Here is a 12,329-nt window from a genome sequence, read left to right as displayed (position 1 = left end):
CAATTAGGTCGCCACTTTCCTTTTTAGTACTCTTAACACCGCAGCTACAATAGCGTTGGCGTTTAGGCCATATTTATCCATCAGCGCACTTGGCGGTCCCGATTCACCGAAACTGTCGTTTACAGCCACATACTCTTGCGGAGTAGGCAATTGTTTTGCTAACAGTTGTGCGACACTATCTCCGAGTCCACCGATACGGTTATGTTCTTCGGCTGTAACAACGCAGCCCGTCTTAGCGACAGAAGTCAGTACCGCTTTCTCGTCTAGGGGTTTGATGGTATGGATATTAATGATTTCGGCATCAATACCCAATGTTTCCAATTCTTCCCCCGCACGTATAGCTTCCCAAACGAGATGCCCTGTTGCCAAAATGGTCACTGCATTACCCGGGTTGAGCATCACGGCTTCACCGATCACAAATTCCTGATCTTCCGGCGTGAAAACCGGTACTACAGGTCGTCCAAACCGCAGATAGACCGGCCCTTTGTGTTTGGCGGCAGCTAGGGTTGCAGCCTTCGTCTGATTATAATCGCAAGGGTTAATAACTGTCATGCCAGGAAGCATTTTCATCAATCCAATATCTTCCAATATCTGATGGGTCGCTCCATCTTCACCCAATGTAAGGCCGGCATGCGAAGCTGCGATTTTCACATTTTTATCTGAATAGGCGATAGACTGTCGGATCTGATCATATACCCGACCCGTTGAAAAATTGGCAAATGTACCTGTAAACGGTATTTTTCCACCAACGGTAAGTCCAGCCGCAATACCCATCATATTTGCTTCGGCAATGCCGATCTGAAAAAAACGCTCCGGAAAGGCCTTGATGAAATCGTTCATTTTGAGGGAACCGATCAGATCTGCACAGAGTGCAACCACATTTTCGTCTTCCTTTCCCGCTTCCAGCAAACCGGCACCAAATCCAGAACGTGTGTCTTTCGATTCTGTGTATGTATATTTTTTCATGTTAATCTATTTCAAAATCACCCAACGATTAGGCAATATAATCTCCCAATGTTTCTGCATTCTGGTTTAAGGCCAAACTTAGTTGCTCATCGCTGGGCGCTATGCCATGCCATTTATGCGAGCCCATCATAAAATCGACGCCATTACCCATTTCCGTATGGAGCAACACCATTACTGGCAAGCCAACTCCGGTTGAAGCCTGAGCCTTTTGAAGTCCTGAAATCACAGAACTAATATCATTACCACGCATAATCTCAATAACCTTCCAGCCAAATGCCATCCATTTGCGAGGTAGGTCGCCCAGCGAAAGGACATCGTTGGTAGCACCATCAATCTGCGCACCATTGTAATCTACAATAGCAATCAAATTGTCCATTTCGTTGTGGGCTGCATACATGGCCGCTTCCCATACCTGCCCTTCCTGCAATTCACCATCGCCCATCAGCACATAAACAAAGCGGTTATCTTTATTTAGTTTTTTTGCTTGAGCAGCACCAATAGCGACAGAAAGCCCTTGTCCCAAGGATCCCGAAGCGACCCGGATACCTGGCAGTCCTTCATGCGTTGTCGGATGTCCCTGCAACCGTGAGTTGAGTTTTCTGAAAGTAGCAAGTTCATCGATTGGAAAATACCCCGATCGCGCCAACACACTATAAAATACCGGAGAGATATGACCATTGGAAAGGAAAAACAGATCTTCCCCCATACCATTCAAGTCAAAATGATCGTTTCGCTGCATCAACTCGAAGTACAAAGAGACCAACAATTCAGTACAACCCAACGATCCTCCCGGATGCCCCGACTGGCAACCATGTACCATGCGGAGTATATCCCTTCGGACTTGCTTAACAATCGCTTCTAAATTATGTATACTATGTTTTGTCATGACCATCTCAATTGTTACTTTGTGCAGCAACGCGTTTATGATCAGCTAAAAATTGAGCGAGCCCACTGTCCGTCAGCGGATGTTTTAAGAGGGAGAAGATCGCCTGCAAAGGTCCCGTCATAACATCCGCACCAATCTTGGCACAACCTAGTATATGCGCACTATGACGTACCGAAGCCGCAAGAATTTGGGTTTCAAAAGCATAATTATCATAAATGGTCCGTATTTCACGGATCAGCGCCAATCCATCAACAGATATATCATCAAGCCTGCCCACGAAAGGCGACACATAAGTAGCTCCAGCTTTCGCGGCCAAGAGTGCCTGGCCTGCGGAAAATACCAACGTACAATTGGTTTTAATATGTTTCGTACTAAAATATTTGATCGCTTTAACGCCGTCTTCAGTCATCGGAACCTTAACAACAATCTTAGTGTCCAAGGCTGCCAGGAGCAAGCCCTCCTCAATCATTGCGTTATAATCTGTCGAAATTACTTCAGCACTGACATCACCCTCCACAATATCACAGATAGCTTTGTAATGGGCATGTACATGAGTTGTTCCTGTAATGCCCTCTTTGGCCATGAGCGAAGGATTGGTCGTCACTCCATCTAGGACACCTAAATTTTGAGCCATACGAATCTCAGTGAGACTTGCTGTATCGATAAAAAATTTCATTTTTTTAGTTGATTAGTTTTGTATTCGCTAGATCTCTAGCGATTGGTTATAAGGCAAAACTATAGTTTTCAACCAGATAGGATTGCAACAAATAAAAAAAAGAAGGGTAAAAATGTTTAAAACAGATTACCCTTCCAAAAAACTGATCTAAAACAACCTTTTTAAACAACAATTTTGTGCTTATTACACGGATGTGCTTTTTTGCAATTGGATATATTCACTTGGTGTCATTTGATATTTCGCTTTAAAGACTTTTGTAAAATAGTTTGGATTGGCAAATCCCGTCTCGTAAGCAATTTCAGAAATGGACTTATCACTTTTTTCAAGCAAGCCTGCAGCCTTTTCTAGTTTTACCGAGCGTATAAAATCTACGGGTGACATTCCCGTAAGTTCCAGCAACTTATTGTATAGGGAGGCTCGGCTCATCGATGTGTGGGCACTCAGCGCTTCTACCGAAAGTTGTGGATTATCGATATTATCGTGCACATATTTGAGCACTTTTTGTAAAAATTTATCTTTTTCGGATTTAATCGTCATTTCGGGAGCTACAATAGATACCTGTTTACTATAGACTTCCTTGAATGCTTGGTTCAGCTGGAGCAGGCTGTTAACCTTCGCCACCAGTACATCCATATCAAAGGGTTTGGTCAGGTAACCCACCGCCCCAGACTCAAGGCCACAGACAAGACCATTATCGACTTGCGAAGCCGTTAGCAAAACAACAGGGATATGTTTTGTCCGCTTATCCTGTGCAAGCTTCTGTGAAAATTCCATACCATTCATATACGGCATCTGTACATCGCTCACCACAAGGTCAGGATGATGGAAAAGTGCTTTTTGCCAGCCATCCTTCCCGTTGGTAGCCTCGATAACCTGATAATACTCTTTTAAAGACTCGCTGAGGTAATACCTAAAATCTTCATCATCTTCAATAATCAACACAAGTGGACATTGTCTAAGCTCGGCAGGTTGTGCCAAAGCGACCCCTTCTGGTTCAGGCACACCTTCGTAAACTGGATCAGCTTGATCCAACCATAGATCAAACTTAAAGACACTTCCGCTGTCAGGTTGACTGCTTACCGAAATCTCGCCATGATACATCTGAACAAATGATTGTGCAATTGACAGTCCGATTCCTGAACCTTGGCTCGCCACTTTACCCTCAGTATCATGCTGAAAAAAGCTCTCAAATATCGATTGTTGCAACTGCTCGGGAATTCCGATACCAGTATCCCGCACTTCAAAGTAAACATGCAGCTTTTTATTGACCATATTTACCGAAGATATACTTACGGCGATGTCCCCACCTTTTTTCGTGAATTTGAAAGCATTATAGATCAAATTAAACAAAATACGCTCAACCTTGTTACGGTCAAATCGACAATATAATTTCTCCTGGCAAGGGTAAAAAGAATAATCGATTCCTTTTTGCAAGGCCATGTCCTGAAAAGAGCGGTATACTTCCTGTACAAAAGATACCAATTCACCTTCTTCATCCTGCACTTTCAGTTCATGGTATTCCATTTTTCGAAAATCAAGTAACTGATTGACTAAATTCAACAGGCGGCGCGCGTTACGACTGATCAAATTAAGCTGTTCCCCCAGCTTACTATCTTTATTTTTAGCAACCAATGCATCTATAGGGCCCATGATCAAAGAGATTGGTGTGCGGAATTCATGACTTAAATTAGTTAAAAACCTAATCTTCATTGCATCCAATTGATGTTTGGTCTCTGCATCCCTTTTCTGTTGCTCAATAAGCTGCCGCGCCTGGATACGTTCCTGCTCAATCGCAAATTTTTGCTTTAACTTTTGAATGCCACGGTGCCTGATCCATAGAAGTACACCCAACACTGCAAGCACATAAAATAGATAGGCATAAATGGTACGCCAAAACGGCGGAGCAACGTGTATAGCAATTGATTTGATCTCCTTGTTCCAAATGCCATCATTATTGCTTGCGCGTACCTCAAAGACATAGTCTCCGGGATCCAAATTTGTATAATAGGCACTGTTTTCCTTGCCATTGCGAATCCAATTTTTGTCAAAACCGACAAGTCGGTACTCGTATTGGTTATCCTCAGGCACAGTTAGATTTAGAGCCGCAAAAGAAATAGAAAAATTTTGTTTGTACTTCAGGTTGATACGATCGGCAGTCAACAGAGACTGCTGAATTGGACCTTTCTCCGTGGGCTGCACGATCACATTGTCAATTTTTAAATCCGTCAGTGCGACCTTGGCAGGATTGCTATTTGTTTTTAAATGTGCCGGATAAAAATGGTTAAAGCCCTTCTGACCGCCAAAGTAAATTTCTCCATCGTCCGTTTTTAACGACGCACCCAGCATAAAAGCACCTTCTTGCAATCCCACGGCATTTGAATAGTTTTTAAACGTATGATGTGCCGGAGAATAACAGCTCAATCCTTTGTTTGTTGAAAACCAGACTCTTCCTTTGTCGTCTTCCACAATACTCTGGATAGCACCATTTACCAGTCCATCTTTCTCGGAAAGTGTTTCAAATAGTACTTTCCCTCTTCGTAGCAAGCCTACCCCATTGCCATTTGTTCCAACCCATAAATTCCCATTTTTATCCATATGTATGGCCAATACATAATTGCTTGGAAGCTTATTTTTCGCTTTATCATATTGTGTAGTCCGTTGTTTCAAAGGGTCATACATCACCAGACCCGAGCCGTACGTTCCTACCCACATATTGTGCTCCTGATCTTCCGTTAGCGCACGTATAAAATTCCCCGGCAGCTCGATCCCATCGTCTGAGTGTTCTTCCCGTTTGTATTTTTTGACAGTTCCACTTCCCTTTTGGATGATATTCACACCGCCTCCATTTGTCCCAACCCATGTATTTCCCTGAAAGTCGACTTTCAAACAAAAAATATCGTTATTATTCAAGTTGTCTGTTCTATTCCCAACGGTGTATCTTTTGAGATTTCCTGAAGTGAGATCGTAATTCATCACCCCTTGCTGATAAGTTCCGATCCAAAGTTGATCGAGTTTTCTTTCCAAGGTCAGCACCGTAAGATCTTTAGGCAGGCTCGCAGATAGTACAACAGGCGACAATCGATCCGTCGTTCGATCGTATTTCCAAATACCACCACCATCGACCCCCAGAAAGATCTTATTTTGATAGGCCGCAAACGAAGTCACTATAGCTGGGTCCCCAGTCATTCCTTCCAGGAAATCCAGGCTTTTCAAACTAAATTGACTTAAATTGGTATCGAACTTATTTAAGCCGCCCTGAAATGTACCTATCCAATAGATTCCACTTTTGTCCATAAAAATAGACCGTATCGATTTATGAGAAAGGCTATGTACATTACTTGGATCAGGCTTAAAGGTCCGAACTGTAAAATCGCTGGTATTAAGTACATCGAGACCATTATCCGTTCCGATCCATAAGTCCCGCTTTTGATTGTAACACAACGTATAAATGCGTGGGCTGCTCAAAGCACCTTTTCCTAATCCCGTACCAAATTTTTTGAACTGAACGTCGCCAGGACTCAAATATTTAAGTCCAAGCATAGACCCAATCCAGATTCTCCCCTCATCGTCTTCAACAATGGAGGTAACTTCAATCCCATTCCCATACCTCTCCTGCTCCGAAAGGACTTCAAAACGTTTAATAGTCTTTAAATCTGCTGAGATACGAAAAATTCCATTCTCTGAGGATACCCACATGTTACCTCGTCGATCACGAAAGACACAGCCCGTCACTTTACCCGCAAACGTTTCCACAATATGTCGATAGGTGGGATCCATCTTCTTTTGTAGATCATTCACATCCACGATAAACAAAGCACCATAGGAAGCGATCCAAATATTTCCGTTTGCGTCGTTATCAATTGCATTAATAGCGGTGCTGAGCCATTTACCGTCGGGAGTAAGATTATACGAGCGGATGCGGTCAGCTTCCCGATCATAATAACTTAATCCACCTCCATTAGTACCAATCCATATCCTTCCCTTTCTGTCTTCACTTAAGGCCGATATATGATTTGCCATTAAACTGTTTGCTTTATTGGCATCATAGCGATACACATTGTAATGACGTCCGTCGAAGCGGTTAAGTCCATCCTCTGTTCCTAACCAAAGAAAACCATAGCTATCGCGATAGATACTATAGATGGTATTCGAAGAAAGCCCGTCTTTTGAATAATAGCGTTGAAATGTTACAGGCTGGTTTTGCCCGTACGAAAAAAAGGTCAGCAATATCCAGCTTAATGCCAGTAAAATCCGTATCATATCTTTAGGTATATCATCTCACCATAAAAACTTGAAGTGAGCTGTCAACTAAATTATCAAATTAATCCCTACTAAACTAGTCTCCACTATCATTTACACCATGTAAGGGGTAATTTTTGACATTCTTATCCTTCATTTAAACATTCTTGCTATCCACTAAATTCTCCAATGGCTAGCTTTGATTTACAATTATAAACGGCTTTGAAAGGCGTTCCCAATATAGGGAAAACTATATGCAACCAATGCAACCGGTTGCTATGTCATTATAAAAGAAAATTTAACCAATTATTATACAGCATATGACAGTACCTGATGATCCATGACTGTCCCTTGATTTTTTATCAAAATAATCAAAGGGAATACGGATACAAACGTATCTAGCCAATTAGAGAAAATTTAACCACGAATTCTTCAACCTATTTATCAATCCAAAAATGCGATGATGATTACATGTACAATCACACGAGTAAGGTATTGGAAAAAGCTATGGGGTATAGCTAAGCCACTCACTTTACTGCTGTTCCTGCTTTATGTGGGACAGGCAACACTCTATGCTCAGGCCAAAAGGCAGATAAGGGGCATTGTCGTCGATAATAACCATAAAAAGGTGAGCGGCGCCTCCATCAGGGTAAAGGGCACCTCGCTAGCCACGGCTACCGATGACAATGGAGTTTTCACGATCCAAGTCCCTGCAGATAATAATTTATTGACCATCTCCAAACTAGGATATGGTCAACTCGAAGTGGATATCCGCAATAAGAACACGGTAGAAGTACAGTTAACCGATAAGTCTATCGAAATCGAGGAAACCGTTGTCGTCGGTTACGGTCGTCAGAAAAAAGAAACCGTTGTTGGCGCCATTGCGCAAACTTCCGGTAAAATCCTCGAGCGCGCAGGTGGTGTTTCTAGTGTAGGAGCGGCATTGACCGGTAACGTACCCGGGGTCATTACCACGGCAAGTACCGGTATGCCGGGGGAGGAAGACCCTCGTATTGTGATCCGCGGGCGCAGTACCTGGAATAATACCGACCCATTAGTCATGGTCGATGGGGTCGAACGACCATTATCCGCGGTTGATATCAGTTCCATCGAAACTGTTTCCGTCCTCAAAGACGCATCAGCAACCGCCGTGTATGGTGTCAGAGGAGCCAACGGCGTTATTTTAATCACCACCAAGCGGGGGAAAGAAGGGCAGATGCTGATACGCGGTACCGTCAACAACATTGTTAAGACCGTGTCCCAGCTTCCGGGCAAAATGGATTCATACGATGCATTGATGCTACGCAATAAAGTGATTGAGTATGAATTAGGCATTAACCCCGCAAGTTGGGCCGATTATTCACCACAGGATATTATCAATAAATACCGTTTCCCGGCCGACCAAACGGAACGGGAGCGCTATGTAAATACCGATTGGGCAAAAGAACTCTTTAAAAGCCAAGCATTTTCGCAAAATAGCAGTGTTAATATTGCCGGCGGTACACCATTTGTCAAATACTTTGCCAATGCAGATTATCTCTACGAAGGTGATATGTTCCGCCAGTTTGAAAACGCCAGAGGTTATAAAGCGGGTTATGGATTTAACCGACTCAATGTACGTTCGAATCTGGATTTCCAGCTTACGCCAACAACAAAATTTTCAACGAATCTAGCGGGCTCCCGTGGTGTCCGAAAAAGTCCATTTGGTGGCGGCAATAATTATTCCTATTGGATTGCAGCCTATACCGTAGCACCGGATGTTATTTACCCACGTTATTCCGATGGTACCTGGGGATTTAATGCGCCAAATCCGAATGCCGGAATAAACTCCGCGCGTGTACTGGCCATCAGTGGAACGGAATATACAACTACAAGTCGCATTACAAGCGATTTCACACTGGAACAGGATCTTAAGTTTTTAGCAAAAGGGCTTAATATACGTGGAACACTCTCGCTGGATAACACTTTTGTTGAAGCCAATCGTGGTATCAACGACGCGAATAATAACACACAGAGCAAGTGGATAGATCCCAAAACTGGACTTCCTACGTATCAGATCCCTTTCGATGGCACCAATAGATTTGATTTTGTGGAGGGTATTGACTGGACAACAGGAGCAGGATTTGTCGACGACAGAGCCACTTACAGAAGATTATTTTATCAGCTACAATTAAATTATGCAACAACCATTGCGCAACACCACAATATTTCGGCAATGGGACTTGTCAACCGAAATCAATACGGTAGGGGAAGCACCGTTCCCTCCTATCGCGAAGACTGGGTATTCCGCACGACCTACAACTATAAAAACAAATATATGCTGGAGTATAACGGCGCATATACAGGATCGGAGAAATTTGCCCCCGAAAACAGATTTGCCTTTTTTAATTCAGGTGGTATTGGCTGGTTAGTTTCGGAAGAAGAGTTTATGAAACCTTTATCCTTTTTGAACACCTTAAAGCTGCGTGGCTCTTATGGGGATATTGGCGACGATAGTGGTGGTGGACAGTTTCTTTATTTAACGCAATGGGCTTATGGCGGTACTTCAGGAATGGGGGTAGACGGCCGGTTTTCCTACTCGGATGGAAATACCAGTCCTTACATCTGGTATAAAGAAAATGTGCTTGGAAACCCCAATATCCGTTGGGAAAAAGTGAAGAAATTAAACTTCGGCGTGGATTTCGGACTGTTCAATGGACAGATTTCCGGAAAGGTAGACTTCTTTAAAGATCATCGGACGAATGTGCTTATCACAGGTGGCGGTCGGTCTATTCCATCCTATTTTGGGGTCGAGGCTCCAACGGCCAACCTTGGAGAGGTAGAAAATAAAGGTTATGAGGTCGAACTGAAATTCAATAAACAACTTAACCCCGATTGGCGGATATGGGCCGATGTCAATTTTACTCATGCCAAGGATAAAGTCATTAATGCCGATGCACCTGAGTTGCTACCCGAATATCAAAAACCGGATAACAAACAGGTGAGTCAAACCTATTCCTATGTTAGCTCCGGATATTATAATACCTGGGATGAACTGTATGGCAGCACCATACATGAAAGCAATGACCTTGCTAAGCTTCCCGGCAATTACCACATCCTGGACTATAACGGAGATGGTATTATCGATGCCAAAGACAATATTCCTTATGCCTTTCCCTCCGTTCCACAAAACACCTACAATTGTACAATTGGGTTTGACTGGAAGAATTTCAGTGTCATGACACAATGGTATGCCGTCAACAATGTGACGCGTCAGGTTGTCTTCAATAGTTTCTCGGGGCAACTAAATTTAGCCTACGATGAAGGTTCTTATTGGTCCAAGGACAATATCAATGCGGATGTACCACTCCCCCGGTGGTTATCCCAGTCAAGCAGCTACGCCCCTGGCAACAGATATATGTTTGACGGTTCATACATTCGATTAAAGACAGCAGAAATTGCTTACAATTTTAATCGCGAATCCGGCATAATCAAACGCCTAGGCCTTCAAAACCTCCGCCTATTCCTGAATGGCAACAACCTGGTCTTCTGGTCGAAAATGCCGGATGACCGAGAATCCAATTACGCCGGTACCGGTTGGGCTTCTCAAGGAGCCTATCCTACGGTAAAGCGTTTCAATCTAGGTGCAAACATTACTTTTTAAGCAATTAGACAGATGAAAAAATATTTTAAGGTAATCTTTATAACAGGTGTACTGTGGTCCACTGCCTCACTACTATCCTGCAATAAATATCTAGACAAAGAGGAACAGTCCAATGTATCATCCAAAGAAGCATTTAAAAACTTTATCAACTTTCAGGGTTATACTGAAGAACTGTACAACTGTGTAGTCAATTTCAGCAACAACTACTGGACCAACTCCTGGAACTGGGGTGAAGATGAAATAACCTCCACAGCGAACAACTTTCATTATGTAAACAAGATCGATCAAGGCAATTTTTGGGGTTGGCAAAGGGAATTCGACGGCTGGGGTGCTGGTTGGATGGATCAGGGCGATTTTACCACCAGAAACGACGATGTATTTGCCAACCGTGCCTTCCGAGATCTATGGAGTGCCTCCTGGTTTGGCCTTCGTAAAATAAGCCTTGGCCTAGAGAATATCGATAAACTGACCGAAGCTACGCAGGAGGAAAGAAACCTGATCAAAGGGCAATTGTTATTTTTCAGGGGTTGGTTTCACCACCGGTTGATGGAATACTTTGGCGGTATGCCGTACATCAATTATGTACTCCCAAGTGACGAAAAGCTCCGGTTGCCAAGACTTAGCTACCAGGCTTGTGCAGACCTTGCCGCGGCCGATTTTAGAGAAGCGGCCAACCTCTTGCCGATCGACTGGGACAATACAACCGCTGGAAAGCGTACACTCGGTAAAAACCAGTTGCGCATCAATAAAATCATGGCACTGGCCTATCTTGGCAAAAACTACCTTTGGGCAGGAAGTCCACTGATGAATTTTCAGTCCACCGGAAGTAAAACCTATCAGGCTGATTACTGCAAAAAAGCTGCCCAGGCCTTTGGCGAATTGCTGTCCCTTGTGGAGAGCGGCCAGACAAATTATGCACTGGTACCCCTGGCCAATATTCATTTAAACTTTTACACCACGGGACAAAACTGGGCCATGCCAGGTAGTACAGAGGCTATATTCAGAGGCCCTTATATTGACGCTTGGGTGTCTAACTGGGGAACAAGCAAACAATATATTCCACTGGAGGTTGGCGATGGCGACCTTAAGTTTAATCCAACGGCAAATTATGTCGATTACTATGGCATGAAAAGCGGCTTACCGATCAAGGACATTACCCAGTCCGATGCGGAGTCGGGATACAATGCCGAATACCCCTGGAAAGATCGCGACCCACGCTTTTATAAGGACATTATTTTTGACGGCACAAAAGTCGTACAGGGAAATATGTCGGCATCAGAAGAAAAAAACCGCTATGCCAATCTATTCACAGGCGGAAGCTATCGGGATACCCGTACCGGAAGTCAGACAGGCTACGTCTTACGCAAATTTATCCCTTTAACGTCCAATAAATATGATCAAGCCTACAGTTACGGTACCAATCTTCATATTTACGTCCCTTACATGCGTCTTGCTGATGTTTATCTGATGTATGCCGAGTCTGCCCTAATGGCTTCCAATTCGGCTACGGGCAAAGCAGACAATTACGGTAAAACAGCTGTCGATGCCATCAATATCGTACGCGATCGCGCCGGTGTGGGCCATGTAGACAGCAAATTTCTCAGCTCCGCGGCCGCCCTGCTTCCCGAGCTACGTCGCGAACGTGCTGTGGAACTTGCCTTCGAAGGTCACCGTTTTAATGATCTGCGCCGTTGGTTGTTATTGACCGAAGCGCCTTACACCTTAAAGAAGGCAGTTTCGTTTGATCGAGCAGGTATCTTTAACAACCAAGATCCGTCTCAAAATCGCGTAGTCAATATTCAAGAGAACGTTATTCTGGAACGCAAATTTACGAGCAAGCATTATTGGCTGCCACTAAAGGTCAGAGATGTCAATATGTATCCCGAGTTCTATCAGAACCCAGGCTGGTAACGAGTTTT

Annotated in this window: 6 protein-coding genes; 2 read left to right on the top strand and 4 right to left on the bottom strand. The window is 43.7% G+C overall.

The window, feature by feature from the left end; all coding sequences use genetic code 11:
- Positions 1-3 precede the first annotated feature (3 nt).
- From B3600_RS15505 to B3600_RS15490, 4 genes are all read right to left on the bottom strand, one after another.
- Positions 4-966, bottom strand: coding sequence for a transketolase family protein (locus B3600_RS15505; RefSeq protein ID WP_286753587.1), 963 nt, complete (start codon positions 964-966; stop codon positions 4-6).
- Positions 967-994: 28 nt separating this feature from the next.
- On the bottom strand, positions 995-1,852 hold the full coding sequence (locus tag B3600_RS15500) for a transketolase (RefSeq protein WP_236560248.1): 858 nt from the start codon (positions 1,850-1,852) through the stop codon (positions 995-997).
- Between the two features lie 7 nt (positions 1,853-1,859).
- Positions 1,860-2,528 carry a fructose-6-phosphate aldolase gene (gene fsa / locus B3600_RS15495; RefSeq protein WP_286753586.1) on the bottom strand — a complete coding sequence of 223 codons (669 nt, stop codon included), beginning with the start codon at positions 2,526-2,528 and terminating at the stop codon, positions 1,860-1,862.
- Positions 2,529-2,711: 183 nt separating this feature from the next.
- Complete coding sequence (locus tag B3600_RS15490) at positions 2,712-6,788, bottom strand: hybrid sensor histidine kinase/response regulator transcription factor (protein ID WP_286753585.1); 4,077 nt, start codon at positions 6,786-6,788, stop codon at positions 2,712-2,714.
- 439 nt (positions 6,789-7,227) lie between these two features.
- Between B3600_RS15490 and B3600_RS15485 the strand changes: the two genes are divergently transcribed.
- Positions 7,228-10,410, top strand: a complete 3,183-nt coding sequence (locus tag B3600_RS15485; protein WP_286753584.1) for a SusC/RagA family TonB-linked outer membrane protein — start codon at positions 7,228-7,230, stop codon at positions 10,408-10,410.
- Positions 10,411-10,422: 12 nt separating this feature from the next.
- Positions 10,423-12,321, top strand: a complete 1,899-nt coding sequence (locus B3600_RS15480; RefSeq protein WP_286753583.1) for a RagB/SusD family nutrient uptake outer membrane protein — start codon at positions 10,423-10,425, stop codon at positions 12,319-12,321.
- Positions 12,322-12,329 lie beyond the last annotated feature (8 nt).

It is taken from the genome of Sphingobacterium sp. UBA2480 (assembly GCF_002341965.1).
GTDB classification, from domain to species: domain Bacteria; phylum Bacteroidota; class Bacteroidia; order Sphingobacteriales; family Sphingobacteriaceae; genus Sphingobacterium; species Sphingobacterium multivorum.
The sequence above is the reverse complement of the archived record's forward strand: the minus strand, read 5'-3'. Positions and strand labels throughout refer to the sequence as shown.

What these genes read in the sequence shown, in the direction of transcription:
- B3600_RS15505 (WP_286753587.1), bottom strand. Translation starts at nt 966, where the DNA reads ATGAAAAAATATACATACACAGAATCGAAAGACACACGTTCTGGATTT.
- B3600_RS15500 (WP_236560248.1), bottom strand. Translation starts at nt 1,852, where the DNA reads ATGACAAAACATAGTATACATAATTTAGAAGCGATTGTTAAGCAAGTC.
- fsa (WP_286753586.1), bottom strand. Translation starts at nt 2,528, where the DNA reads ATGAAATTTTTTATCGATACAGCAAGTCTCACTGAGATTCGTATGGCT.
- B3600_RS15490 (WP_286753585.1), bottom strand. Translation starts at nt 6,788, where the DNA reads ATGATACGGATTTTACTGGCATTAAGCTGGATATTGCTGACCTTTTTT.
- B3600_RS15485 (WP_286753584.1), top strand. Translation starts at nt 7,228, where the DNA reads ATGATGATTACATGTACAATCACACGAGTAAGGTATTGGAAAAAGCTA.
- B3600_RS15480 (WP_286753583.1), top strand. Translation starts at nt 10,423, where the DNA reads ATGAAAAAATATTTTAAGGTAATCTTTATAACAGGTGTACTGTGGTCC.